Genomic DNA, 26,044 nt, shown 5'->3' with positions numbered 1-26,044 from the left:
CGTGCGTCGCGGCTCGAGAAGGGTAGTGGATGAAGGTCAAGCTGACGCTCCTTCGGGAGCGTGCGGAGCCCGTGGACGTGGTCGTGACGGCGGACTCGACGGCCACGGTCGCCGAGGTCGCTCGCTTCATCGTGGAGTCCGATCCCGCACGCTCGATGACGGTGGGTCCCGACGACGTCCTGACGTTGGCCGTGGCCCCGCCCGACGGGTCCGACCTGAAGCCTCTCGACCCCTCGGTGCACATCGGCGAGGCGGCCATCGGCTCCGGGTTCACGGCTGCCGTCGTCAACCGCGGAGCCCGCGGCTCCCTGCAGGCCATCCCGTACGCCGCCCGCAGGCAGGTCGGCACCCTGGTGGCCACCGCCGGTCCGCTGCGGGGCAAGGAGTTCCCGGTGCACGTGGGGCAGGCGACGATCGGTCGCGCCCCCACCAACCAGATCGAGCTCGCCGACCCCATGGTGTCCCAGCTCCATGCGCGTATCGAGGTGGGGCGCCGGGTCGAGCTGGTGGACCTGAACTCGGCCAACGGGATCCTCTTCGACGGCGTGCCGGTCCAGCGCGTGTGGCTCACCCCCAACCGGGCGGTGGTGATCGGTGCCACGACGCTGGTGATGCACCTCTCCGACGATCTCGAGGAAGTCGAGACCGAGATCCTCGAGCGCGGTGGCGGTCTGCAGTTCAACCGCAGCCCACGGGTCGAGGTGCGCTACCCGGGGACCGAGCACCCCCCGCCGCGGATGCCGACCGAGCAGGCGGACAAGGTCTTTCCCTGGACCATCCTGGTCGCCCCGATCATCATGGCGCTCGCCATCTACGCCCTCACCGGCCGGGAGCGCGCGCTGCTGCTGATCTTCATGACGCCGATGATGGCGCTGGGCAACTTCATGAACCAGCGCACCCAGTCGGCGACCAAGAAGAAGTACGAGTCCGAGCTCTTCGAGCGGCAGTTCGAGAAGCTCGAGGAGACCCTCTTCCTCGAGAAGCCGGAGGAGGAGTTCGCGCGCAACGCCGAGGTCCCTCCGGTCGCGGAGGTCTACGACCACGCCGCTCGGCTGGGACCCCTGCTGTGGACCCGTCGGCCCGAGCACTGGAACTTCCTGGCCGTGCGGCTCGGGACGACGAGATCCCCCTCGCGCAACTCGATCGGGGACCGGGACAACCAGGACGGGCTCCCGGAGTACATCGAACGACTGGACCGGCTCCGGGAGCGCTACCGCTACGTCGACGACGTCCCCGTCCTGGAGTCCCTGCGGGTCGCCGGTTCGGTCGGCGTCGCCGGCCCGACCGGGGCCGCCGCCGACGTGCTTCGTGGCCTCGCCGTCCAGCTCTACGGCCTGCACGCGCCCAACGAGGTGGTGACGGTCGCGATCGCGGGCGACAGCTGGATGCCCGAGCTCGCCTGGCTGAAGTGGCTCCCGCACACCACCAGCGAGACCAGCCCCTTCAAGGACCTGCCGCTCGCCGACTCGCCGCCGACGGCCAACGCCCTGCTCAGCGCGTTGGAGGAGTACGTCCTGCGAGCCGGTCAGCGCGCCGAGCCGCGCGGGCCGTTCCCGGAGCGCTGGAACCCGATGCTCTACGGCACCGACGTGGCGCGTGCCGCCGAGGAGAAGACCCCCCGTCAACCGGTCTCGATCATCGTCATCGTGACCGATGACGCCCCCGTCGACCGACCACGTCTGGTGCAGGTGCTGGAGCGGGGCGCCGACGTCGGGGTGCACGCCGTCTTCTGCTCGCCGACGGTGGAGTCGCTGCCCGCCACCTGCCGCAGCTTCGTCGACGTCACCGAGGGGCTGGACGACGCGACGGTGGGCCTGGTCCGCAACGGCGACCTCTACGAGCACGTGGTCGTCGAAGGGGTCTCCAACAACTACATGCACACCTTCGCCAAGCGGATGGCGCCGGTCGTCGACGTCAGCACGGTCATCCAGGACGCCTCCGACATCCCGAACTCGGTGATGTTCCTGTCCCTGGTCGGCAAGGAGACGGCCCACGAGCCCGAGGCCGTCATCGAGAGGTGGCGGCAGAACAACACCATCATCGACCGCAGCGCGCGGGAGCGTCCTCGGTTGAAGAACGCCGGCAACCTGCGCGCCATCATCGGGCAGGGTGCCAGTGACGCCATGACCCTCGACCTCCGGAGCCAGGGTCCTCACGCCCTGGTCGGCGGCACGACGGGTGCCGGCAAGTCGGAGTTCCTCCAGGCGTGGGTGCTCGGCCTGGCGGCCGCCCACAGCCCGGACCGGGTGACGTTCCTCTTCATCGACTACAAGGGCGGCTCGGCGTTCGCCGACTGTGTCGACCTGCCGCACTGCGTCGGGCTGGTGACCGACCTGAGTCCGCACCTGGTACGCCGTGCCCTGACCAGCCTGAGGGCCGAGCTCCACCACCGCGAGCACCTCTTCAACCGCAAGAAGGCCAAGGACCTGCTCGAGCTGGAACGTCGGCAGGACCCGGACTGCCCGCCCGCGCTGGTGCTGGTGATCGACGAGTTCGCCGCCCTGGCCGGTGAGGTCCCGGAGTTCGTCGACGGTGTCGTCGACGTCGCCCAGCGCGGCCGATCCCTCGGCATCCACCTGATCATGGCGACGCAGCGCCCCGCCGGCGTCATCAAGGACAACCTGCGTGCCAACACCAACCTCCGGGTCGCGCTGCGGATGGCCGACGAGTCGGACTCCAAGGACGTGGTGGACGACCCGGTGGCCGCCACCTTCCCCGCCAGCCTGCCGGGGCGTGGGATCGCGAAGACCGGACCGGGCCGGCTGACCCCCTTCCAGTCCGCCTACGTGGGCGGCTGGACGAGTGAGGACGAGGTCGTCACGGCCGACGTGAAGGTCGCGGAGCTTCGCTTCGGCTCGATCATCGAGTGGGAGCCCGAGCGGGTCGCCGAGTCGGACTCCCACGACGAGGACCTCGGGCCGAACGACCAGAAGCGGGTGGTCACCACCCTGATCCGGGCCGCCGACGCAGCCGGGATCCAGACCCCGCGGCGTCCGTGGCTCGACGATCTCGCGAGCGTCGTCGACCTGCGCGACCTGCCGGCCCGCGGCGACGGGCAGGTCCTGCTGGGGCTCGCGGACCTGCCGGAGAAGCAGCAGCAGAACCCCACCTACTTCCTGCCCGACCGCGACGGCTCGATCATCGTCTTCGGGACCTCGGGGTCGGGCAAGACGACGGTGCTCAAGACCATCGCCACGGCCGCCGGCATGCGCCCCGACCTCGGGACGAGCGAGGTCTTCGGGCTGGACTTCGCCTCCGGGGCGCTCGGGTCCCTCGAGCGACTGCCTCACGTGGGCTCGATCATCGACGGTGACGACGCCGAGCGGGTGCAGCGGCTGCTGCGGAGCCTGGGCCGGGAGCTGGACCGACGCTCGGACCTGTTCGCCCGGGCGCACGCGGCCAACCTCACCGAGTACCGCGACCTGGTCGACCCGTCGCTGCCCCGGATCATCCTGCTGATCGACAACTACCCGGCGTTCAAGAACGAGTGGGAGATCAGCTCGGCCCGGGCGCCGTACTACCAGGTGTTCATGCGTCTGCTGGGGGAGGGCCGTCCCCTGGGGGTGCACGCGGCCATCACCGCCGACCGAGGTGGCGCCGTCCCCACGGCCGTCGCCGCGAACATCTCGCGACGGGTGGTGCTCAGGCTGGCGGACATCAACCAGTACACCCTGCTGGGGGCGCCGAAGGACGTCCTCGACGACACCTCGGTGCCGGGCCGGGCGGTGGTGGACAAGAACGAGGTGCAGATGGCGGTGCTCGGCGGGACGGCCAACGTGGCCGAGCAGACCAAGGCGATGGACGCGCTGGCCACCGAGCTGCGTGCCCAGGGGGTGCCGGAGGTCGCGCCCATCGGTGCGTTGCCCACGCGCATCGACAGCTCCGAGCTGCCCGACCGGGTCGGCGGGCAGCCCGTCTTCGGCATCGGCGAGGACACCCTGGGACCTCTCGGCTTCGACCCGGTCGGCCTCTTCGTGGTCACCGGGCCGCCGCAGTCGGGCAAGACGAACGCGGTGCGGGCCCTGGTGAGGGCCGTGGAGCGGTTCGACCCCGACGTCAAGCTGTTCCACTTCGGCAGCCGTCGCTCCGAGCTGGCGTCGTACCGCGAGTGGGTGCGCAGCGCCATCCGGCCCGAGGAGCAGAAGGAGCTGGCCACCGAGCTGGCCGAGATCATCGCCGACGAGTCGGTGCAGGGACGGATCATGGTCGTCATCGAGGACGTGCCGCACCTGGTCGACGGGCCGGCCGACCGGGCGGTGCGGGCCCTGCTTCAGGCCATCTCCAACAGCGAGCACCTGCTGGTGGGCGAGGCCGACATCTCCCGGGCCAGCAGTGGCGCAGGGGTCATGGGTGCGTGGAAGGCGGACCGCCAGGGGATCGCGCTCAAGGCCGACACCCACGACGGGGATCACCTGTTCAAGGTGCCGTTCGGACGCGTGAAGCGCACCGACTTCCCCGACGGTCGGGGGATCTTCGTCCAGGCCGGACGCGCAATGACACTACAAATGCCGATCGCGGATGTTTAGATACGGCGCCACGGGGGGATTACACCTCCGACCGAGGGCGGGGGGCCTGGTCCCTCAGCCCATACCAAGAAGGACGGACTGAGCGATGAGCGACTTCGGCGCAACTTACGACGAGATGGAAAGCACCGCCACCAAGCTGGACGACGGCAAGGAGTCCATCGAGAGCGCCCTGACCGAGTGCCAGGGCTACGTGGACGAGCTGGTCCAGGACGGCTTCAAGACCGAGAAGGCGTCGGGCAAGTTCCAGGACGGCTACGAGGAGCTGACCAACGGCCTGAAGGACGCCTCCAACGGCGTGACCGACATGGCCCAGGCGCTGCGCGACATGGCGCAGGCCATCCGCGACCTCGACGACCAGCTCGCCGGAGGCTGATGTCGGTGGTGGGGCCGCCCGCTCGGTGCGGCCCCACCATCTTCGGCGGTGACTCGGAAGGAACCTGACCATGGCAGACGTGTACATCAAGCTCTCGGAGCTCGAGACGGTAGTGAGCGCGCTCGACGACATCATCGACGAGTTCGAGAACGCCACGTCGCGCTCCGAAGAGCTGGAAGCCGCCATCGGCGACCCCTTCGGCAAGAGCAAGCTCCGGGACAAGGCCCGCGACTTCGAGGAGCGCTGGGACAACAAGCGCGATGAGCTGAAGGACGGCCTGAAGGGCGTGAAGGACCACGTCCAGGGCGTGGTAGACGGCGTCGAGGCCTGGGACGCCGAAACAGCAGTGCAGCTCAGCGCAACTGAGTGATCCCGTACCACCGCGCGGCACGGGAGTTGGGCGCCGGGAAGACCGTCCCGGCCCCCGCCCCGTAGCTGTCGACGCCACGTGGGGAGGCCGGCATCCGGGTAGTCGGCCCCCCGATCCGCATCTGAAGACCACAAGGAGTAGCAACGATGGAGCGATCACCGAAGAAGCGGGAGATCGAGCGGGTCGAGGGAATCCCCGGAGACATCATCAGCCGCGGCGAGGACATCACCTCGCTGGGCACGAAGATGGAGGACTGCGCCGACACGCTCGAGGCGATCAAGAAGGGCGCGGTCGGCGACGGTAGCCAGAAGGGGAAGGCGATCGAGGCGCTCAAGGAGACGATCGGCGACTCCTACAAGAAGCTGCGCGAGGCCGGCGAGCTGTACAAGCCGGTGGGCCCGGTGATCCAGACGTACGGTGAAGCCCTGGAGGAGTGCAAGCCCAAGATCAACGGCGCCGTCGACGACTGCGAGACCAAGTGGGCGGTCTACCAGGGTCTTCCCGGTGACAAGGACGGCCCCACCACCGCCGAGGACGTGTTCGACCCGTTCGTGGTGAAGATGGACCCGAAGGACGAGGGTCCGAGCCCCCGGCAGACGCAGATCGCGGAGAACAACGAGGCGAAGTCTGCCGCCTACGAGGACTGGCTGGAAGCGGCGAAGGAGTTCGACGAGGGGTACGACACCTGGGAGACCGCCTTCAACGACGCTGCCGGAGACATCACCGACGAGCTGTCCGGCAAGATCAAGGACAGCCGGTGGGACAACTTCATGGGCTTCGTCGACGTCGTGACCAAGGTGCTGAGCTGGGCGGCCCTGGTCGTCGGTGTGATCGCGATCTTCTTCGGTGGGTTCCTGCTCCTGGCCGCGATCCTTGCTGTCAGTGTCTTCCTCCTGACCGCCCTCCAGTACTCCCAGGGGAAGAAGACTGGCGGAGAGCTTGCGCTGTCGGCTCTGGCGATCATCCCGGTCGGCAAGATCACCAACCTCACCAAGTTCGTGCAGTTCCCCGCGCTGACGAGGGGTGCGGGTGGGTTCGGCAACGCCGTCAGCCGCACGTGGAAGGCCGCGTCCAAGGGACCGCTCCACACCATCTTCACGCGTGGCGGTTCCGACACCTACAGGTTCCTCGGCAAGGCGAAGGTCATGGAGAACCTGCTCGGCCCGACGTACACGACGGTGCGCAGGTCCAACATCGGGCTCTACGTCGGCAACCGTGCGCTCCTGGAGAGGAACCTGCCCCTGGTCCGCGGCTTGTCCGGGTTGGACTACGTGTCCAAGAAGGCCGGCACCTTCTCGGGTCACCTGGGTCGGCTGGGAACGGCGCTCGGGCCGTTCAACATCGACGTGCCGAAGTTCCCCAAGCCCATCGGGCCGCTGCTCGGCTAGACCTGGGTTCCTTGGCCTGCCCGACAGGACGGCGCCGGTACGTTGTGCAGCAACACGAGGTGATGAAAGGCGTGAGAAGCGGTGAGCAGCAGTACTGATGACACCCTCGGCGGGTGGGCCGTCGGATTCGCCGAAGACATCGACCTGCCGGGGTGGGTTCCGCTTCCGAAGGGGCTGACGGCCGAGGAGGCGGACACGTTCGTGTCCGAGGTGCCCCGACTCCTCCGTGAGGTGATGGGGGCCACACAACCCGACGCGCCTCCGCCCTCCGAGGCGGACCTGCAGTCGCTGGTGCGTGCGGGGCTCGCGGCACGAGCCGAGTCCGACTCCGCCCTGATGTACCAGGTCTGGCCCGTGTCGGGGCCGGCGTTCGTGCTGTGCCACGTCAACTTCGTCAGACCCACGGATCTGCCCGACTGGTCGGACATGCCGGGAGTTGTCCGCTCGGCGGACGCCCGCAACCTCGGTCCCGGGCTGCAGTACTCCTCACGGCGCACGGTCGAGGACCTGGACGGTGCCCCGCTCGACGTCAACGCCGTCCACCTCATCTTCGCCGACGACGAGTGCGGCGTGATGATCGGGCTCGAGGAGGCCCCGTCGTTCGTGATCAGTCAGGCGCTCGTGGGTCTCTCCCTGTTCGCGAACGCCCTGACCCTGACTCGCCCCGACGGGACCACCTTTGCCGCGAAGCCGCCTACCGGGGTCCTCGCGGACTCCGAGTGGGCCGTCGACAACGATTGGACACCATGACCTTGCGTGACGAGCTCGGAGTGACCGCGGACCCTGATTTCGAGCTGGAGCTGCCCCAAGGATGGGCGCGACATGCCGTGGACGACGTCACCTTGGGCGAGATGGTCGCCAAGGCGAAGCGGCAGTGCATGGAGTCGCACCAGCCCGTGTTGTTCGGGGAGATCAAGGCCCAGCTCGAGCAGGCGTTCCATGACATGGGGAAGGCCGGAGTGTTCGCCTTCTTCGCCCCGACCGACCCTGCACCGGGCACCGTAGCGATCCCGGCCTCGATCAACGCCTCGATCCGGAAGGCCGATCCTGGTGAGACCCTCGACGACTTGGCGCGCTCGCTGATCCGTGAGCACGGCGCGACCCCGTTGCATGGCGATCCCAGGACCCTGCGCTTCGAGACCGAGGCCACCCGTCGCGTCGGCACGTCCACCGTCGTCAACCACTCGTTGGTCTACCTGACGCCGGTCCCGGGCAGCAACCGGCGCCGCGCGCTCGCCTTGGTGGCCGGGTTCGGACGCACCCCCGACGTGCGACCCGACGACGCTTCCCTCGAGGCCATGCGGGTGCTGTTCGACGCATGCGTGGCGAGCTTGCGCTGGCGCGTCCCCACCGGAGGCTAGGCCGATGTCGCAGCCGGTCCTGGAGTGGGCGCGCACGGCCACGTTCGCCCAGCCCCTGCAGTGGGGTGAGGTCGAAGCAGGAGTCCTCGCACGCGAGCCGGTGGCGGAGACCCTGACCTCGCAGGAGCGGCTCCTCGGGGGCGTGCTCGGGGTCACCGGGGGGATCGTGGCCGCGCTCCTCTCCGCGGTGACGTGGGCGGCACCAGCTCTCGGGTTGGCGCTGGTCGTGCTCAGCCGAGGCAGTGAGGATCCGACCACCTGGTTGACGCCGGCCCGATTCCTCTTCGTCGCCGCGTGCGTCTCCTTGCTGGCCATGATGCTGATGTGGTTCGAGACCGAACGCGCTCGGCACGCGCTCCAGGCCGTGACGGGCGTGGTCGCCGTGGTCTCCGCAGCCGTTGCCTATGCCGTGATGCGTTCGGACCCTGGTACGCCTCGCGACCAGTGGCTCCAGATCTTCGTCCTGGCGACCGGGGCGCTGGGGGTCCTCGTCCTGCTGTTGTTCGCCTTCGCCCGACGCGCCGGTCGAGCGAAGAGCCGCAAGCCGCCGCGGCGGGGCCCCAAGGACCTCAAGACGTGGATGCGTTACCGGGCCACCCGGGCGGAGGTCCTCGACGTCCTGATCGCCAGGAAGCTCGTCAGGATCGATGAGGCTGATCGGGTGAGGATGCTGGAGATGCCGCTCGGCTACTGGGAGGAGCTGGACGGCGTCGACGAGGCCGAGCGACGCAGGATCCTGGAGCTGCGCTCCGTGGGGTGGCGTGACTTCGACAAGAGCGACGAGCGGCCGTGGCCGCCGGCGGGGTCCCGCGTCTGACACGGCGTCGCGGGGGAGGAGGCGGCGTTGCTAGTGTCGCCGCCATGAGCCGACACCTCGCACAAGCCCAAGTAGAGGTCCCGCTTCCTCCCGCCGCCGCCAGCGAGGGCCTCTGCGCCGTCCTCCGAGACCTCGGCTACCAGTTGGAGCAGGGGACGCTCCCCGGAGCAGGCGAGCTGATCTTCGACGCCAAGCGCACCATGTTGTACACCGCCCGTCAGGGTGGTGCACGCATCACCCCGAGCGGCAGCGGTTCGACCATCGAGCTGGGTATCGACGTCGCACCGGACCAGCCCAGCGGACTGATGGACGGCAAGCGGAACCGTCGCTTGCTGGAAGAGCTCACCTCCCAGGTCGCCGCCAAGCTGGGCAACAGCTGAGCCAAGACGAGGAGCGTCGCGAGCGCGCCACCCTCATGGGACTGCAGTGGGTGCTGGCCCACACCTGACGTGGTGATAGGCAGCGGACCCGCGGCGTGGTCTTGGTACCCTCGCCGCCATGCGGGGGCGAGGGTCGTGGGTCAGTGCTGCGTCGGCGAGCGTGATGCTCCTGGTCGCAGGCTGTGGAGCGGACCTGCCCGCGTCGGTCATCGAGGGCTCCTCGATCACCGTGGCGTGGTCGGAGTCCCTGACGAGCCTCAACGCCTCGACCGCGAGCGGGAGCACCCGGGGCAACCGGGAGATCGCGGCAGCGACCCACGACTCGTTCGCGCGGATCGTCCGCGGTGACGTCGAGGCCGACGAGTCGTTCGGGTCGGTCGAGGTCGTCGACCCGGCCGCCGAGTCGTTCACGGTGCGCTACGACCTCGCCGAGCGGACGTGGTCCGACGGCGTCCCGCTGGACGCCGCCGATCTCGTGCTGGCGTGGGCTGCGGGGGCCGGCGTGACCGAGGGCGAGTTCGCCTCCGTCCCGGGGGACCTGCGGCACAGCCTCGAGGTGACCGAGGTCGACGAGTCCGCCCGCCGCATCGACGTCCTCTTCTCCCGGCCGGTCCGCGACTGGCACACCGCACTCGACGTGGCCGTGCCGGCCCACGTCGTCGGCAGGCTGGCGCTGGACATCGACGACCCGATGGAGGCCAAGCGGGCGGTGACGGAGGCGATCCTCGACGACGACCGGCGGGCGCTCGCCGCCATCGCCGAGGCCTGGAGCTCGGGGTTCGACCTGGCCCGCACCGACGGCGCGCCGCCCGAGGGGCTGGCGGTCGCCAGCGGGCCCTACGTGGTGGCCGACCTCGAGGCGGGGGAGTCCGGCGCCTCCGGCGTCACGCTCAAGGTCAACCCGGCCTACGAGGGTGCCACGCCGCCGTCGTACGAGCGCATCGAGATCGGGCCGTTCGGCGACCCCCTGGCGAGCTTCCCGGACGACGTCGACGTGTTTCAGCTGAGGCCGACTGCCGAGAACCACATCCCGGTGCGTGACCTGGGGCGTCGCGACCACCACGTCAGCGAGACCCACGACGGACGACTGTGGGTGCTGGCCCTGCGCGCGGACAGGGGCGTCTTCGGTGCGCCGGCGGCCCGCCGCGCGTTCCTCCGCGCGGTCACCCCCGGCGACGTGCGTCAGGCCGGGGCCGGGGCCTGGGGAAGCGCCTTCGCCGCGACGCAGTCCCTGCTGTTCAGCCCCGACTCCGACGGGTACGAGGTCTCGATCGAGGACGCCGGCTACCGGGCGGCGTTCGAGTCCGCGAAGAACGACGCGTCCGTCGAGCGGAACCGGGCCGGGGTCCCGGCGGGCACCGCGGTGTGCACCGCGTACGACACCGCCGACCCCTTCGCCGTCGGGGCGTTCCAAGGGCTCGTGGAGTCCGTCGCGGAGGCGGGGTGGCGCGTCACCGACTGCGGGCGTGCGGGGATCGAGGGGTCGAAGGACCTCGGCACGCAGTGGCAGGCCCTCCTGACCACCGTGCCCCTGCCGCAGACCGCCGAGGACATCTCCGCGGTCTGGGGAGCCGGCAAGGCCTCGCCGATCACCGGCCTGCGGAGCCCGGCCCGGCAGGCGCTGCTGAAGCAGCTCGAGCGCACCGCCGACAAGTACGACGCCCGGATGACGCAGGTGGCCATCGAGGCCGGCCTGATCGAGGAGGCGGTCGCCCTGCCGCTGACCCCCGTGCCCGTGGTCACCGTGACAACGCAGGGGATGAGCGCGGTGCTGCCCGACTCGGGGACGGCGGCCACGCTGCTCGGCAAGGCCGGGGAGTGGGGCCCGGAGCGAGGCACCGGATGACCCCGCCCGAGGGTGGGTCCGGGGGCCGGGAGCCGCTCGAGCTCACCGGCGGGGGGAGCGCCGACCTGTTCGAGCGAGAGGACGGATGGGTCCTCGAGGTGGGCGGCGTCCGCCAGTCGCACATCCACGGTGACGACGCGGTGCCGGCCCTGGCGGTGACTCGCTGGATGCTGGCGGCGCTGGGCCGCGGTCGTGCCACGGTGGTACACCTCGGCGGCGGTCTCCTGACCCTGCCCCGCGCCGTCGCAGCCACCACTCCCGGGGCGCGGCAGGTGGTCGTCGAGCTCGAGCCAGTGTTCGCCTCGCTCGTGGAGGAGCGGTTCACGGTCCCCGAGGGCGTCACCGTCCAGGTGGCCGAGGCGCGCGGCTGGCTCGAGGCCGGCGGCACGCCGCCCTGGGTCCCGAACGCCTGCGACGCCGTGGTCATCGACGTCTTCGCGGGCGGCAGGATCCCGCCCGCCTTCACCTCGCGGGAGTGCTTCGCGCTGGCCCACGACCTGCTCGACGACCACGGGATGCTGGTCGTCAACTCGGTGGCCGGAGGCGACCTGACCTTCACCCGGCGCCAGGTCGCCACCCTGAAGGAGGAGTTCGAGCACGCCGCGGTCATCGTGCAGAACTCCTCGCTGCACGGGTTGCGGTTCGGCAACGCGGTCCTGATCGGGTCCGACGTGCCGATCGAGACCGAGGCCATCCGGGCGGCGCTCTCCGGCGACCCGTCGCGCGCGGCGCTGGTCACCGACCTCGACGGGGTCATCGGTGCCGGGGAGGTGGTCGTGGACGCCGACGGCCTGTGGTCCCCGGAGCCGGACCTGCCCGACGTCGGGCCGGCGCTGCGGATGCTGGAGCAGGCCTCCTCGCTCGGATCCCTGGTCCGTGAGTCACTCGCCCCCGAGGCGGCGCCGGAGTAGGGCACGGCACCCCGGGAGACCGGCTCCGAGCCGCCGGGCAGGTGCGGACAGTGGCGAGGATGTGGGGTTCTCGGGGGTCATGACGTAGGCTCAAGGTGTTGAAGGGATAGCCCCCCTAGGGCTTTCCTCGCCGCACTCGATGCGCGGCTTGTATCTCGTACTTCCTGGTTTTCGGTTCGCTGGACATCAGCACAGGTGGATGGCTTCAGCGGCTCGAGGGCACGTCGCCCTCGAAACGGAACAAAGGAACAGATCATGGCTCAGGGCACCGTCAAGTGGTTCAACGCTGACAAGGGCTTCGGCTTCATCGCGCAGGACGGTGGCGGCGAGGACGTGTTCGTCCACTTCTCCGCCATCCAGTCGCAGGGCTACAAGTCGCTGGACGAGAACCAGAAGGTCGAGTTCGACCTCGCCCAGGGCCCCAAGGGTCCCCAGGCTGAGAACGTCAGCGTCATCTGATCTCTCTCGTTGGGCCCCGACCGCACTGCGGTCGGGGCCCTTCGTGCGTCCGGACCGGGCTGCCCACCGTGTGACACGCCAGGGCTCGGCGGCGCCCGGACCCGTACGGTGGTCCCACGCCCCGAGGAGGTCAGCCTGATGGACCGCGCCGAGCCCCGCACGATCACCCTGCACGGACACGAGTTCTCCTACGTCGACAGCGGCTCGGGCGCCCCCGTCCTCTTCATCCACGGCATCCTCGGCTCCCGGGGTCAGTGGTCGCGGCTGATCGACCGGATGGACGACGACCAGCGGGTGATCGTCCCCGACCTGTTCGGCCACGGGGAGTCGGACAAGCCGCTCGGCGACTACTCCCTCAGCTCGCACGCCGCCACGCTGCGCGACCTGCTCGACCAGCTCGGGGTGGAGCGGGTCACCCTGGTCGGCCACTCCCTGGGCGGCGGCATCGCGATGCAGTTCTACTACCTCTTCCCCGAGCGGGTCGAGCGTCTCGTCCTGGTCGCCAGCGGCGGGCTGGGCCGGGAGGTCAGCCCGCTGCTGCGGGCCGCCACCCTGCCCCTCGCCGAGCAGGTGCTGGGGATCGCCGCCTCCGGCTGGCTGCTGGGGCGGCTGGACGAGGCCGGCCGCGCCGCCCGGAAGGTCGGGTGGAAGCCCGGGGCCGACATCACCGCCATCTGGAAGGGCTACACCTCCCTCAACGACCGCGAGAGCCGGCGTGCCTTCCTGGCCACCACCCGCGCCGTGATCGACCTGGGCGGGCAGACCATCAGCGCCCACGACCACCTCGGCCACGTGGAGCCGGTGCCGACGCTGATCGTGTGGGGCTCGCGCGACCGGATGATCCCCGCCTTCCACGCCCTCAAGGCCCAGGAATCGGTGCCGGAGTGCCGGGTTGTGCTCTTCGACCGGGCCGGTCACTTCCCCCACCTGGAGGACACCGACCGGTTCGCGGAGGTGCTGCGGGACTTCGTGGCCACCACCGACCCCGCCCCGGTGCACGGCGCCCGCCGCACCGGCTGAGGCCATGACGACCGAGCCGAGCGGCGCTCCCACCCTCGTCCCGGCGCGGGCCGACCACCCCGAGGTGCTGGCCCTGCTCGCGGCCTACTCCGAGGAGCTCGCCGCCCGCGGCATCGAGCTGCGCCAGGGCGAGGGCGGCTCGGTCTCTGCCGAGGAGATGGAACCGCCGCGCGGTGCCTTCCACCTGGTCAGCCTGGACGGCAGGCCCGTGGCGTGCGGGGGAGTGCGGCTGCTCGGCGACGGCGTCGCGGAGGTGAAGCGGATGTACGTCGCCCCCGCCGCCCGCCGGCGCGGGGTGGCCCGCCTCCTGCTGGGCCGCCTCGAGGACGACGCCGCCGGCCTCGGCTGCCACACCGTACGCCTCGACACCGGCCCCGGCATGGACGCCGCCCTCGCGCTCTACCGGCGGGCGGGCTACCGCGAGATCGAGGACTACAACGGCAACCCGCACGCCGGGCACTGGTTCGAGAAGAGCCTGGAGCCGTCGTCCCCGGGGGCCTCGTAGGATGGTGCAGGCCCGCCGACAGACGCCGGGCACCCGACGATCCAGGACCCCGTGACTTCCTCGCCCTCCACCGCCCAGCCCGTCAGCCCCTCCAGCGCCCCGTCAGCCACCCGGTCGGAGACCCCGGCCCGCGCCGGCTCGCCCGAGGACGTACGCCGTGAGGCCGCCCGCCGCCGGACCTTCGCGGTGATCAGCCACCCCGACGCCGGAAAGTCGACGCTCACCGAGGCCCTGGCCCTGCACGCCGAGGTGATCAACCAGGCGGGGGCGACGCACGGCAAGGCCGGTCGCAAGGCGACGGTCTCGGACTGGATGGAGATCGAGAAGGAGCGCGGCATCTCCATCACCTCCGCGGCCCTGCAGTTCGCCTACGAGGACCAGGTGATCAACCTGGTGGACACCCCCGGCCACTCGGACTTCTCCGAGGACACCTACCGGGTGCTCTCGGCCGTCGACGCCGCCGTGATGCTGGTCGACGCCGCGAAGGGCCTGGAGCCGCAGACGCTCAAGCTCTTCCGGGTCTGCAAGGCGCGTGGTCTGCCGGTGATCACCGTCATCAACAAGTGGGACCGTCCCGGTCTGGACCCGCTCGCCCTGATGGAGCAGATCCAGGAGCAGATCAAGCTGGTGCCGACGCCGCTGACCTGGCCCGTCGGCATCGCCGGCGACTTCCGCGGCGTCCTCGAGCGCCGGACGGGGGAGTACGTCGCCTACACCCGGACCGCGGGCGGGGCGACCCGGGCGCCGGAGGAGCGGATGGGGGCCGAGGCGGCCGCGGCGCGCGAGGGCGACGTCTGGCAGGCAGCCGTCGACGAGTCGGACCTGCTCTCCTCCGACGGCGCCGACCACGACCAGGAGCTCTTCCTCTCGGGCTTCACCACGCCCGTCCTCTTCGCCTCGGCGATCTCCAACTTCGGCGTCTCCAGCATCCTGCGCACGCTGGTCGAGCTGGCGCCCTCCGCGGTGCCCTTCCGGCACGGCGAGCCGGACGAGGAGGGTCGGCCCCGGGAGATCCGCGAGGTCACGGCGCCCTTCAGCGCCTTCATCTTCAAGGTCCAGGCCGGCATGAACACCCAGCACCGCGACCGGGTGGCCTTCGCCCGGGTCTGCTCCGGGGTCTTCGAGCGGGGCATGATCGTCACCCACGCCCAGTCCGGGCGGCCCTTCGCGACGAAGTACGCGCAGACGCTCTTCGGGTCGGAGCGCGGGGTCCTCGACACGGCCTACCCGGGTGACATCATCGGCCTGGTCAACGCGATGACGCTGAAGATCGGCGACACGATCTACGTCGACGAGCCGGTGACGTTCCCGCCGATCGCCACCTTCGCCCCCGAGCACTTCGCGGTGGCCACCGCCAAGGACAGCGGGCGCTTCAAGCAGTTCCGCAAGGGCATCGAGCAGCTCGACTCCGAAGGCGTGGTGCAGGTGCTCCGCTCGGACCTGCGCGGGGCGCAGTCGCCGGTGCTCGCGGCGGTCGGGCCGATGCAGTTCGAGGTCGCCCAGGCCCGGATGGAGAGCGAGTTCGGGGCGGCGATCCGCCTGGAGATGCTCGGCTACACCCAGGCGCGGCGCACGGATGCCGCCTCAGCGCCGGTCTTCGCTGCGGTCCGCGGGGTCGAGGTGATGGAGCGCACCGACGGCACGCCACTGGTGCTCGCGCCCGACAAGTGGCGGATCAGCGTGATGGAGCGCGACCACCCCGACCTCACCCTCGAGCCGCTGATCGCAGGCGACCAGTGACGAGGTCGGCGAACCGCCCGGCGTTCGCCGGGTCCATGTCGAGGTAGAGCCCCGGCTCGATCAGCTCGAGCTCGCTGACGTGCCAGGCGTCCTGCCAGCGCATCATGTCGACCCGGGCGTAGGCGAGCTCGGTGCCGAGCAGGTCACCTGCCGCCCGGACGGCCTGCTCGGCCAAGGCCCCACGGTCGGCGTCCAGCGCCACGGCACGCGAGCTGCCGCCGTAGAGCTCGTGCACCCGGATCTCGCCGCCCCCGGCGACCTTGTCGACCTGGGAGGCCGCGACACCGTCGAAGACGTAGACGGAGGTCTCGCCGGTGGTGCGCACCGACTCGACCAGCGGCTGCACCACCCAGGGTGCGGCGGTGAGCCCTTGCAGGCGCTCGTCGGCGACGCTGCCGGCCAGCACCACCCCGACGCCGCCGGCACCGGTGCGAGGCTTGATCACCACGGTGCCCCACCGGTCGGTGGCCGCCGTGAGCCCCTCGACCAGCGTGGAGTCGTCCAGCAGGTCTGTGGGGACCGCCGGCACCAGCTCGCCCAGGGGCAGCAGGTAGCTCTTGTCGGCGTTCCAGGCGATGACGTCGGCGCCGTTGAGCAGCGGCGTCACCGCGGCGACCCGTCGGGTCCAGGCCAGGAACTCGGCGCACCGCCGGTGGTAGTCCCAGGTGGAGCGCACCGCCACCAGGTCGGCGGCGGCCCAGTCGACGGCCGGGTCGTCCCACTGCTCCCAGCGGGCGGTGACGCCGCGGTCGGCCAGGGCCTCGAGGAGGCGATCGCCGCCCGGCTCGCCGTCGGGCATCAGGCTGAAGGTGGCGAGCAGGACGTCGTTCACCCGCGCCACCTTAGTGCCCGCGAGGGGGGGTGACGCCCGGTTCGGGGGCCGGCGCGTCACCGAAGCTGATGCCGCCGGCCACCGGGGTGCGTCCACCCGCGGGGATCTTCACCGGCTGCGCCCAGCCGCCGGCGTCGGAATCCAGGGGTTCTCGACCCGGAACAGGAAGCCGGTCGGTTCCGCCGACAGGCTCACCCCGAGGACGAGCGTGTCGGACCGGGACTGTGGCGGAGCGGGCGGCGGCCGCGTCAGCGGCGGCGCTTGCGCAGCGCGTCGGTGAGCAGGGTGACCATCGCCTCGACCTGGATGTCGGCCGACGCGGTGACCTCCTCGTCGGAGCCGTCCAGGGCCCGGGCCGCGAGGCCCGCCTTGGAGTCGATGAGCTCGGCGATCCGGGTGTCGATGGTCTGGGCGGCGATGATCCGCCACGCCGTCACCGGCTCCTCCTGCCCGATCCGGTGGACCCGGTCGATCGCCTGGGTCTGCTCGGCGTCGGTCCAGGAGAGCTCGGCCAGCACCACGTTGGAGGCGACCTGCAGGTTGAGGCCGACCCCGGCGGCGGTCAGCGAGCAGACCACCACGGCGACCTCGGGGTTGTTAACGAAGGAGTCGATCGCCGCCTCGCGGGCCTTCGGCGTCTGGTTGCCCCGGATCGAGGAGTAGCGGATCCCGCGCTGGGCGAAGAGCTCCTCGCAGGCGTCCATCACGTCGACGTGCTTGGCGAAGACGACGACCTTGCCGACGCTGCGCGCCAGCTGGGCGGCGTAGTCGGCGGCCAGCGGTGCCTTGGCCGTGCCGATGCGGCGGATCATCGAGAAGACGTTCTCGCCCGAGGCGTTGTCGTCGGTCTCGTCGCGCTCCCACTCCGCGACCCGGCGCACCAGCTCCTCGTCGATGCCGGTGGCCCGCTTGTCCTCGTCGCGGGCCGCCATCACCCGGTCGTAGCGGTCGACCAGGCGGCGGGCCAGCTCGCGCTCGGCGGCCCGGATGGAGCGCCCGGCCTCGTCGTCGAGCTCGACCGGGATGTCGGCGATCCGGCGGGCCGGGATGTCGGCGGCGACGTCGACCTTGCGACGCCGCACGATGCCCATGTCGACCACCGCGCGGCGGGCGGCCGGATAGAAGGCCTTGTCCTCCGGGGTCAGGCCGGTCTCCTCCAGACGGGCCATCAGCTCCGGCAGGGGCTTCTTCTCGTCGATCCAGCCCAGGAACTGCCAGATCGAGGTGAAGTCCTCGATGTCGTTGATCAGCGGGGTGCCGGTCAGCGCCATCAGCAGGGGCCGCACCGTGCGCTCCCGGATCCGCTCGGAGAGCTGGAGCACGTGCTGGGAGCGCTGGGACTTGCGGTTCTTGATGAAGTGGGCCTCGTCGACGACCATGCCCTTGAAGCCGAGGTCGCCCAGCCAGCCGACGTGCCGGTCCAGCACCTCGTAGTTGACGATCACGATGTCGGCGAAACCGTCGATGTCGTGGCCGTCGCCGTGGATCACCGTGGCCTTGTGTCGGGGGACCCAGCGCTGGGCCTCGCGGGCCCAGTTGGTCTTCACCACGTTGGGGACGACGACCAGGAGCGGGAAGGCGTCGGCGGCCTGCGCGGCGAGCAGGGCCTGCGCGGTCTTGCCGAGGCCGGGCTCGTCGGCGAGCAGGAAGGTCCGGTGGCCGTCCTTGACGGAGGCGACCAGCTGCGCCTGGTGGCGCATCATCTCCAGGCCGTCGCGGGTGCGGCGGTCCCGGGGGTCGGGCATCTCCAGGCAGGCGGGGGCGCCGTTGGCGATCTCGAAGGAGCGCAGCAGCGGGCCGATCAGCTCCCAGTTGGCCAGCCGGTGGGTGCGCGGCTCCAGGCGCTTGGCGACGCCCTCGAAGTCGGGGACCTGGAAGGGGTTGGCGAGCTGCCGGGCGATCACCGACTGCGGGACGACCCGGCGCTCGGTGGCCGCCGGGGTCTCGCCCGTGACGACCGCCGGCGGCTCCTCCTCGACCACCTCGAGGCCGCCGGCCTCGAGCATCTTGCGACGCAGGATGCGGGCCGACTCGGTGACCTCGGCGTCCTCGGCGAGCAGCGCCAGCAGGGTGGTGTCGCGGGCGGCGGTCTTGGCGAGGATGGTCGCCACGCCGTCGAGCCGCTTGAGCTGCTCGGCGCGCTGGGCCTCGGTCGAGGTGGTGTCGACCTTGACCCGGGCACGCTCCTCGCGGACCAGCAGCGCGACCACCTGGAAGCGGGTGCGCGCCGAGGGGGAGACCCGGCCACGCTGCGCCTCGGCCTCGATCTCGCGGACGGCGCGGGCGAGGACCGGGATGATCCCCTCGTTGTCGAGGCGCCGGGGGGCGCGTCGGGGACGCTTGTTGCCGCCGCGGCTGCGCGTTGCGGACTTGGTCTGGCCGGACAAGTTCCTCCTCGTCGGCGCCGGGTGGCCTCCCACTACCGGCACCGGACCGTGGTCTCGGTTCGACACGACCCGTGAGCGGGGTCCGACTTCCAGCGACCCGAGGGGCCGGTGGCGATCTGCCCGGAGGAGCGAGGCGCAGAGGCGGTGCTGCTGACGAAAGACTCCGGGGCCGTGCTGGGATCATCCTAGCGCGCCGTCGGGTCATCGCGCAGCCGTGGTCAGGGCGCGTCCCGGGTGGGGCGACGGCGACGCGGTGTCCGGGACGTAGCATCCGGCGCATGACCAGCGAGTTCGACCACGCGATCGCCCTCTCCAGCAACCCGGAGGGGGGCTACGACGCCGTGCTCCAGGAGGGCTGGCACATCGGCGGTGGGATCAACGGAGGCATCCTGCTCTCCACCATGGCGGAGGCGATCCGGCGCGAGCTCCCCACCAAGCCTGACCCGCTCGTCGTCAGCGCCCACTACCTCGGTCCGTCGGTGGCCGGCCCCGCCCACGTCGCCACCCGGGTCGTGCGCGAGGGCGGCACGGTGGGCACCGCGGAGGCCACCCTGCTGCAGGACGACGCCCCGAAGATCGCCGTGCTGGCGACGTACGGCGACCTGTCGCGGCTCGAGGGTGAGGTACGCACCAGCGCGGAGCCCTTCGAGATCCCGCCGCAGGACCAGTGCTTCTCCGCCGACCTCAACCCGGTCGCGGCGCCGCCGCTGATGGGGCGCTTCGACATGCTCTTCGACCCCGCCAGCGTCGGCTGGGCCCTGGGGGAGCCGAGCGGCGAGGGCGAGATCCGTGCCTGGCTGCGGCTCAAGGACGGCCGGGAGCCCGACCCGCTGGTGCTGCTGACGATGCTCGACTCGCTGCCGCCGGTGGTCTTCGACCTCGGCTACCGGGGGTGGGCGCCCACGCTGGAGCTGACCGCCCACGTCCGGGCCCGTCCGGCGCCCGGCTGGCTGAAGGTGCGTGCCTGGACCACCAACGTGGCCGGCGGGCTCTTCGAGGAGGACTGCGAGATCTGGGACTCCACCGGACGGCTGGTGGCCCAGTCGCGCCAGCTCGCGATGACCCCCCGCGCGCGCTGAGACCCCCCCGGTGCCCGAGCCCCCGCCGGAAGGGGGCCGGGGCGGGAGTCGAGCCTCAGTCGAAGCGGCTGCGGCGCATCGCGACCAGCCACCGTCTCCGGGGGTGCTCGGTGACCGACCACAACCGGTCGGTCGAGGGCCAGTAGGTCAGGTCCTCCGGGCCCATCGGCAGCGCCCACCGGTGCCGGCGCAGGTCGCCGGGGGTGCCGGTGTAGAGCGAGCCCGGGGTCAGCGGGCCGTGGGAGACGCTGACGTGGTGGCGCCCCCGCGCGACCACGACACCCTGCATCCCCGGCACCCCGCCGGCGTGCAGCGCCGGGCGCGAGATGCCCTCCTCGTCGGTCGCCGGCAGCCAGGTCGCGGGATCCAGCTCGAACCTGGCCAGTCGGGTGGTCTGCCGGCCCCGGCCGTACTCGCCGGCCAGCAGGGCGGGCGGCGAGGAGGCCCGGTCCAGGGAGAGGAAGGAGTAGCGCAGCCGCTCGTGCCCCTCCTGCGCGTGGGCCTGGTGGGCGAAGCGGACCGGGAGCACGTGGTGGTGGCCGAAGGAGGCGACCCGGTCCCCGGAGATCCCGATCTCCTCGGGACGCTCGTTGTCCCCGGGCACCCGCATCAGGTCATCGACCCGGAAGGTGAGGAAGCCGCGTCCGGTCGCGGCCACGTGCAGGTAGGGCCCGGCCCAGACGACACCGCCGGCGTGGATGCGGACCCCCGACATGGTCAGCTCCCCGTCCTCGCCGAAGCGGGGGTCGACCAGCAGCACGTGGCGGTAGCGGAGGGTGTCGAGGTCGAGGAAGGTGAGCCGGGAGCCGCGCCGGATCCCGTGGGCGGCCTTGGCGTACCAGGTGGTGACCAGCAGTCGCCGCCCCGCGACGACCTCGTCGTCGCTCGCGTCGGCCGAGGTGGTGATGCCCTGGGGCCACCAGACCCGGTCGCGCTGGTCGTAGCCGTCGAACGCGATGGCCTGCTCGACCGCCCGGCCGAGCAGGCGGCCCGCCAGGGAGCGTCGGGCCTGGTACTTGAGGTCCCCGAGCAGCTCGTCGAGTCCCGCCCGCCCGCCGAGCCGGGCGGCGAGGGCGTCGATCTCGGCGACGCGCTCCTCCGTGCGCCGCAGGTGGACGCCACTGACAGCACGGTCGTCGGCTGGTCGCTCCATGAGGGCCACCGTAGTCTCGGGCGCGTGACCCAGACCCCAGCGAGCACCCAGCCCACACCCCGGCGCAGCACCCAGGTGCGGATGGCCGCGCGCCCGGTCGGCGAGCCCGACGACTCCGTCTTCGAGATGGTGGAGTCCGACCTGCCCGAGCTGGCCGAGGGCCAGGTGCTGCTGCGCACCGTCTACCTCTCCCTCGACCCGTACATGCGCGGCCGGATGAGCGCGGCGAAGTCCTACGCCGCGCCCTGGGAGGTGGGTGAGGTGATGCAGGGCGCCACCGTGTGCGAGGTGGTGGAGAGCCGCTCGCCGCGCCGCGCGGTCGGTGACCTGGTGCTGGCCTACACCGGCTGGCAGACCTACGCCGTCGCCGACGCCCGCCACATGCGCTCCCTCGACCCGGAGACCGCCCCGGTCTCGACCGCCGTCGGCGTGCTCGGCATGCCGGGCTTCACCGCCTACGCCGGGCTGCTCCAGATCGGGCGCCCGCAGCCCGGCGAGACGGTGGCGGTGGCCGCCGCCACCGGCCCGGTGGGCTCCGCGGTGGGCCAGATCGCGAAGGCCCGGGGGGCCCGCGCGGTGGGCATCGCCGGAGGACCGGAGAAGTGCCGGGCCCTGCTGGAGGAGTTCGGCTTCGACGCGGCCGTCGACCACCGCTCGCCCACCTTCCGCGAGGATCTCGAGGCGGCGACCCCCGACGGCATCGACGTCTACTTCGAGAACGTCGGCGGCCACGTCTTCGAGGCCGTCTCGCGCCGGCTCAACAAGTTCGCCCGGATCCCGGTCTGCGGGCTGGTGGCCAACTACAACGCCACCGCCGCTCCCCAGGGACCCGACCAGCTCCCGGGGTTCATGGGCCGGGTGCTCAGTCTCAGCCTGACCGTGCGCGGCTTCATCCAGGACGAGTTCGTCGCCGACCACGAGGCCGACTTCCAGCGCGAGATGGCGGCGTGGCTGGCCGACGGCACGGTGCGCTACCGCGAGGACGTCACCCACGGCCTGGAGAACGCCCCCGAGGCGTTCCGCGGGATGCTCGCCGGCCGCAACTTCGGCAAGGTGCTCGTCCAGGTCGGCGACGACCCGACCCGGGACTGAGCAGTGGGGGCGTTGCGCAGGCAGGTGGTGGGTGCGGCCGTGGTGCGGGAGGGCCGGGTGCTGGCCGCCCGTCGCACCTCGCCGCCGGCCGCCGCCGGCCGCTGGGAGTTCCCCGGCGGCAAGGTCGAGCCCGGCGAAGGACCGGACGAGGCGCTGGTCAGGGAGGTGGCCGAGGAGCTCGGCTGCCGGGTCGAGGTGGTCGGCTGGCTCACCGGCACGGTGCCGATCGGCGAGGCCCACGAGCTGCGCGTCGCCGTCGCGGGGCTGGGTGCCGGCGAGCCGGAGCCGGTGGCAGCCGAGCACGACGCGCTGCGGTGGCTGGGCCCCGACGAGCTCGGCGAGGTCGACTGGCTGGAGCCCGACCGCCCGTTCCTCGAGGAGCTGCGCGGCCACCTCGCGGCCGCCCCCGGAGGGTGGGGCGCATGAGTGCCCGTGCGGTCTTCTTCGACGAGGACGACGCCCGCGCCGCGGTGGCCCGCCTGCTCCGCGACGGGTGGCAGGCCGGTCTGGAGCGGGAGCGGCTCGCGGGGGAGGACGACGACGAGGGCCACCCGTGGGCGGTGCTCAGCGATGCGCCGGAGCCGGTGCTCGAGCTGCTGGTGGAGGAGTACGACGGGTGGCTCGACCTCCCGGAGGAGACGGGCCCGGCCGCACCGCCGCTGGAGCTGCCCACCGCGCCCAAGCGGGTGAAGCGAGCGGACCTGCTCGGGGAGGACCCCCCGGACTAGGCTCTGGGCCATGACCTCCCAGCCCGACCAGCGCCTCCTGCTCGTCCACGCCCACCCCGACGACGAGACGATCGGCAACGGCGCGACCATGGCCAAGTACGTCGCCGAGGGCCGGGGCGTCACCCTCGTCACCTGCACCGCGGGCGAGCAGGGCGAGATCCTCGTCCCCGAGCTCGAGCACCTCGCAGCCGACCGCGAGGACGGGCTCGGGGAGCACCGTCGGGGCGAGATGGCGGCCGCGATGCGCGAGCTCGGCGTCACCGACCACCGGTGGCTGGGCGGCTTCGGCACCTACCGCGACTCCGGGATGAAGTGGCACCCCGACGGCCACGCGATCCCGGCCGACGACATCCACGCCAACGCCTTCTGGCGCGCCGACCTCACCGAGGCGGCCAATCACCTGGTGGCGGTGATCCGCGAGGTCCGCCCGCAGGTGATGGTCACCTACGACGAGTTCGGCGGCTACGGTCACCCCGACCACATCCAGGCTCACCGGGTCGCCACCTACGGCGCCGCGCTGGCGGCCGTGCCCTCCTACCGGCGTGACCTCGGCGAGGCGCACGACATCGCCAAGATCTACTGGGGGGCGATGTCGGAGTCGCGGATGCGGGCCGGGCTCCGGTCGCTGCGCGAGGCGGGCGACGCCACGACGTTCGAGGGGATGGACCCCGACGGCCCGCTGCCGCACTTCGTCACCGCCGACGAGGACCTCTCGGCCGTGGTGGAGGCCAGCGACTACGTGGAGACCAAGATGGCGGCCCTGGCCGCGCACGCCACCCAGGTCACCACCGACGGGCCGTTCTTCGCGCTCTCCAACAACGTCGGCGCCCCCGCCTGGGGTGACGAGTTCTACCGGATCGCCAAGGGGACCCCCGGCCCGCTCGGGCCCGACGGGCTCGAGACCGACCTCTTCGCCGGGCTGTGAGCCCCCTGCGGGCCGCCGCCGCGCTCGGCCTGCTGGTCGCCGGGGTCGGCTCCGGACTCGCCGCGGTGCTGGTCCACGGCCGCTGGTGGGGGATCGGGCTGGTGCTGGCCGCCCTGATCGCCACGATGACCGCCCTGCCGGCGGGCTGGTGGGCGCGCCTGGCCTTCGCGCTGGGCTGGGTAGCGGCCCTGGGGTGGGCCGTGGTGCCCCGCCCCGAGGGCGACTTCCTGGTCGCCTCCACGCTCCGCGGCTACCTGCTGATGGCCACCGGGCTGGCGGCGGCGGTGTGGGGCATCGCGACCCTGCCGCGCCGGTCCGGCCGCCCACGCGACCGCGCGGCTGGGGGAGAAGTGGGTTCCCCCTTCTAGACTCGCCGGGTGCCCACGACCAAAGCCGCGCCCGCAGACGCCGCCGACCAGCCCGCCGAGAAGGCTGGTGGCCGCGTCGTCGTCCTGGTCCTGCTCGGCCTGCTGCTCCTGGCAGGAGGCGCCTACGCCGTCGCCCACCAGGTGGCCGGCGACAAGGTCCCCCGCGGGACCACCGTCTCCGGCGTCGACATCGGTGGTCACCCCCAGTCGGAGGCCGCCGAGCGGCTCGAGCGCGGTCTCGCCGAGCGCGCCGAGGCGCCCCTGACCCTGGTCGTCGACGGTGACGAGCGCGAGGTCAGCCCCGCCGAGGCCGGACTCTCGGTCGACTACGACGCCTCCGTCGCGGAGGCGGGCGGCGAGGAGTCCTGGTCCCCGGCCCGCCTGTGGGACTACTTCACCGGCGGCGACGAGCTCGAGGCCGTGGTCGAGGTCGACGAGCCGACGATGGAGCAGTTCCTGGCGGGCCTGCAGGAGGAGGTGGGCTCGCCGCCGGTCGAGGGCCGGGTGCGCCTGGTCGACGGCGAGGTCCGCACCCGGGAGCCGCGGATCGGTCAGGGGGTCGACCCCGACGCCGCCCGCGAGGCGCTGGTGGCGGCCTACCTCTCCGAGGACTCCCGCGCCGAGACCGAGTCCACCGACGTGGAGCCGGAGATCGACGAGGCCGACGTGCAGGAGGCGCTGACCTCGTTCGCCAACGCCGCCGTCTCCGAGCCGGTGACGCTCACCGTGGGCAGCGACGTCACCACGCTCACCCCGGCTCAGTACACGCCCGCGCTCTCGCTGGAGCCGGTCGACGGCGCGCTGAAGCCCACCCTGGACGAGGAGAAGCTGGCCGAGATCCTCGAGGAGGCCCTCAACACCGCCGGCGGGCCGGTGGACGCCACCGTGGCCCTGGTCGACGGGCGCCCGCAGGTGGTCCCGGACAAGCCCGGCACCAGCTTCGACCAGGCCGAGGTCGACGCCGCCTTCCTGGACCTGGTCGCCGCGCCCCCGGGGGAGCGCGACCTCGAGGTGGGCGCCACCGTCGCCGAGGCGGAGTTCAAGACCGCCGACGCCGAGGCGCTCGGGATCAAGGAGAAGGTCTCCTCGTTCTCCACCTACTACCCGCACGCCGACTACCGCAACACCAACCTGCGCCGGGCCGCCGAGCTGATCGACGGCACCGTGCTCCGGCCGGGGGAGACCTTCTCCCTCAACGACACCGTCGGCGAGCGCACCCGGGCCAACGGGTTCACCGAGGGGTTCATCATCGCCGACGGCATCTTCAAGGAGGAGCTCGGCGGCGGGGTCTCCCAGATGGCCACCACCGTGTTCAACGCGATGTTCTTCGCCGGTCTCGAGGACGTCGAGCACAAGCCCCACTCCTTCTACATCGACCGCTACCCGGTCGGTCGGGAGGCGACCGTGGCGTGGGGTGCGATCGACCTGCGGTTCCGCAACGACACCGACTACGGCGTGCTGATCGACGCCAAGGTCACCCCGAGCAGCCCCGGCGGCCAGGGCACCGTCACGGTCAGCATGTGGTCGACCAAGGTCTGGGACATCACCTCCTCGACCAGTGACCGCTACGCCTTCACCCAGCCCGCGACCCGGACCCTGGACACCGCCGACTGCTACCCCAACTCCGGCTACGGAGGCTTCACGGTCGACGTGAAGCGCTTCTTCCGGCGCCCCGGCAGCTCCGAGGTGGTGAGGACCGAGACCTTCACCACCACCTACACCCCGTCCGACTCGGTCGTCTGCAAGCCCCCCAAGGGGGACTGAGCGCCGCCGCCCCCGCGTCT

24 protein-coding genes are annotated in these 26,044 nt (G+C 71.8%); 21 read left to right on the top strand and 3 right to left on the bottom strand.

What is annotated here, in order from left to right; genetic code table 11:
* The first annotated feature begins 29 nt into the window (after positions 1-29).
* From AC4BGE_RS03160 to AC4BGE_RS03095, 14 genes are all read left to right on the top strand, one after another.
* Positions 30-4,526, top strand: a complete 4,497-nt coding sequence (locus AC4BGE_RS03160) for a type VII secretion EssC family protein (protein ID WP_490574300.1) — start codon at positions 30-32, stop codon at positions 4,524-4,526.
* Positions 4,527-4,611: 85 nt separating this feature from the next.
* Positions 4,612-4,899: a WXG100 family type VII secretion target gene (locus AC4BGE_RS03155; RefSeq protein WP_490571800.1), complete on the top strand. Its 288-nt coding sequence runs from the start codon at positions 4,612-4,614 to the stop codon at positions 4,897-4,899.
* Positions 4,900-4,969: 70 nt separating this feature from the next.
* Positions 4,970-5,269, top strand: coding sequence for a flagellar protein FlgN (locus tag AC4BGE_RS03150; protein ID WP_490571801.1), 300 nt, complete (start codon positions 4,970-4,972; stop codon positions 5,267-5,269).
* Between the two features lie 146 nt (positions 5,270-5,415).
* Entirely contained in the window at positions 5,416-6,657 is a 1,242-nt protein-coding gene (locus tag AC4BGE_RS03145) for a hypothetical protein (protein ID WP_490574299.1), read from the top strand.
* A gap of 201 nt (positions 6,658-6,858) precedes the next feature.
* A complete protein-coding gene (locus AC4BGE_RS03140) occupies positions 6,859-7,407 on the top strand; it encodes a hypothetical protein (RefSeq protein WP_490574298.1) in 549 nt (182 codons plus the stop codon).
* Complete coding sequence (locus AC4BGE_RS03135; protein ID WP_490574297.1) at positions 7,404-8,018, top strand: protein TPRXL; 615 nt, start codon at positions 7,404-7,406, stop codon at positions 8,016-8,018. Before AC4BGE_RS03140 ends, AC4BGE_RS03135 begins: the two co-directional genes overlap by 4 nt.
* Positions 8,019-8,022: 4 nt before the next feature.
* A complete protein-coding gene (locus tag AC4BGE_RS03130; RefSeq protein ID WP_490574296.1) occupies positions 8,023-8,835 on the top strand; it encodes a hypothetical protein in 813 nt (270 codons plus the stop codon).
* A gap of 44 nt (positions 8,836-8,879) precedes the next feature.
* Complete coding sequence (locus AC4BGE_RS03125; protein WP_490574295.1) at positions 8,880-9,215, top strand: hypothetical protein; 336 nt, start codon at positions 8,880-8,882, stop codon at positions 9,213-9,215.
* Positions 9,216-9,333: 118 nt separating this feature from the next.
* Positions 9,334-11,061, top strand: a complete 1,728-nt coding sequence (locus AC4BGE_RS03120) for a periplasmic substrate-binding domain-containing protein (protein ID WP_490574294.1) — start codon at positions 9,334-9,336, stop codon at positions 11,059-11,061.
* Positions 11,058-11,972, top strand: a complete 915-nt coding sequence (locus tag AC4BGE_RS03115; RefSeq protein WP_490574293.1) for a spermidine synthase — start codon at positions 11,058-11,060, stop codon at positions 11,970-11,972. Before AC4BGE_RS03120 ends, AC4BGE_RS03115 begins: the two co-directional genes overlap by 4 nt.
* A gap of 255 nt (positions 11,973-12,227) precedes the next feature.
* On the top strand, positions 12,228-12,431 hold the full coding sequence (locus AC4BGE_RS03110; protein ID WP_490571809.1) for a cold-shock protein: 204 nt from the start codon (positions 12,228-12,230) through the stop codon (positions 12,429-12,431).
* A gap of 138 nt (positions 12,432-12,569) precedes the next feature.
* Positions 12,570-13,451: an alpha/beta fold hydrolase gene (locus tag AC4BGE_RS03105; protein ID WP_490571810.1), complete on the top strand. Its 882-nt coding sequence runs from the start codon at positions 12,570-12,572 to the stop codon at positions 13,449-13,451.
* Positions 13,452-13,455: 4 nt separating this feature from the next.
* Positions 13,456-13,956 (top strand): GNAT family N-acetyltransferase, encoded by a 501-nt coding sequence (locus AC4BGE_RS03100; RefSeq protein ID WP_490574292.1) that lies wholly within the window; start codon positions 13,456-13,458, stop codon positions 13,954-13,956.
* Between the two features lie 51 nt (positions 13,957-14,007).
* Positions 14,008-15,696 carry a peptide chain release factor 3 gene (locus tag AC4BGE_RS03095; RefSeq protein ID WP_490574291.1) on the top strand — a complete coding sequence of 563 codons (1,689 nt, stop codon included), beginning with the start codon at positions 14,008-14,010 and terminating at the stop codon, positions 15,694-15,696.
* Here AC4BGE_RS03095 and AC4BGE_RS03090 read toward each other — a convergent pair.
* Together AC4BGE_RS03090 and AC4BGE_RS03085 are read right to left on the bottom strand one after the other, a co-directional pair.
* Complete coding sequence (locus AC4BGE_RS03090; RefSeq protein WP_490574290.1) at positions 15,662-16,528, bottom strand: ATP-grasp domain-containing protein; 867 nt, start codon at positions 16,526-16,528, stop codon at positions 15,662-15,664. The two genes, AC4BGE_RS03095 and AC4BGE_RS03090, sit on opposite strands and share 35 nt — an antisense overlap.
* A 248-nt stretch (positions 16,529-16,776) precedes the next feature.
* Complete coding sequence (locus AC4BGE_RS03085; RefSeq protein ID WP_490574289.1) at positions 16,777-18,915, bottom strand: DEAD/DEAH box helicase; 2,139 nt, start codon at positions 18,913-18,915, stop codon at positions 16,777-16,779.
* Between the two features lie 278 nt (positions 18,916-19,193).
* Here AC4BGE_RS03085 and AC4BGE_RS03080 point away from each other — a divergent pair, with 278 nt between their 5' ends.
* Entirely contained in the window at positions 19,194-19,994 is an 801-nt protein-coding gene (locus tag AC4BGE_RS03080) for a thioesterase family protein (protein ID WP_490571817.1), read from the top strand.
* A gap of 55 nt (positions 19,995-20,049) precedes the next feature.
* On the opposite strand, the gene AC4BGE_RS03075 is transcribed toward AC4BGE_RS03080, so the two are convergent.
* Entirely contained in the window at positions 20,050-21,147 is a 1,098-nt protein-coding gene (locus tag AC4BGE_RS03075) for a hypothetical protein (protein WP_490574288.1), read from the bottom strand.
* A 24-nt stretch (positions 21,148-21,171) separates the two neighbouring features.
* Here AC4BGE_RS03075 and AC4BGE_RS03070 point away from each other — a divergent pair, with 24 nt between their 5' ends.
* From AC4BGE_RS03070 to AC4BGE_RS03045, 6 genes are read left to right on the top strand one after another with little or no spacing between them, the layout of a single operon-like run.
* Positions 21,172-22,239: an NADP-dependent oxidoreductase gene (locus AC4BGE_RS03070; RefSeq protein ID WP_490574287.1), complete on the top strand. Its 1,068-nt coding sequence runs from the start codon at positions 21,172-21,174 to the stop codon at positions 22,237-22,239.
* Positions 22,240-22,242: 3 nt separating this feature from the next.
* Positions 22,243-22,665 carry a (deoxy)nucleoside triphosphate pyrophosphohydrolase gene (locus AC4BGE_RS03065; RefSeq protein ID WP_490571820.1) on the top strand — a complete coding sequence of 141 codons (423 nt, stop codon included), beginning with the start codon at positions 22,243-22,245 and terminating at the stop codon, positions 22,663-22,665.
* On the top strand, positions 22,662-22,967 hold the full coding sequence (locus AC4BGE_RS03060; RefSeq protein ID WP_490571821.1) for a hypothetical protein: 306 nt from the start codon (positions 22,662-22,664) through the stop codon (positions 22,965-22,967). The genes AC4BGE_RS03065 and AC4BGE_RS03060 overlap by 4 nt, the downstream gene beginning before the upstream one ends.
* Positions 22,968-22,977: 10 nt before the next feature.
* Positions 22,978-23,892 carry an N-acetyl-1-D-myo-inositol-2-amino-2-deoxy-alpha-D-glucopyranoside deacetylase gene (gene mshB, locus AC4BGE_RS03055; protein WP_490574286.1) on the top strand — a complete coding sequence of 305 codons (915 nt, stop codon included), beginning with the start codon at positions 22,978-22,980 and terminating at the stop codon, positions 23,890-23,892.
* Complete coding sequence (locus tag AC4BGE_RS03050; RefSeq protein ID WP_490571823.1) at positions 23,889-24,260, top strand: DUF6113 family protein; 372 nt, start codon at positions 23,889-23,891, stop codon at positions 24,258-24,260. Before mshB ends, AC4BGE_RS03050 begins: the two co-directional genes overlap by 4 nt.
* 9 nt (positions 24,261-24,269) lie before the next feature.
* The gene (locus tag AC4BGE_RS03045) at positions 24,270-26,024 is read left to right on the top strand and encodes a VanW family protein (RefSeq protein ID WP_490574285.1); all 1,755 of its coding nucleotides are present in this window, start codon (positions 24,270-24,272) and stop codon (positions 26,022-26,024) included.
* Positions 26,025-26,044 lie beyond the last annotated feature (20 nt).

Source organism: Nocardioides sp. Z50_6 (assembly GCF_058215755.1).
This window is presented reverse-complemented; position numbering and strand designations above follow the sequence as displayed.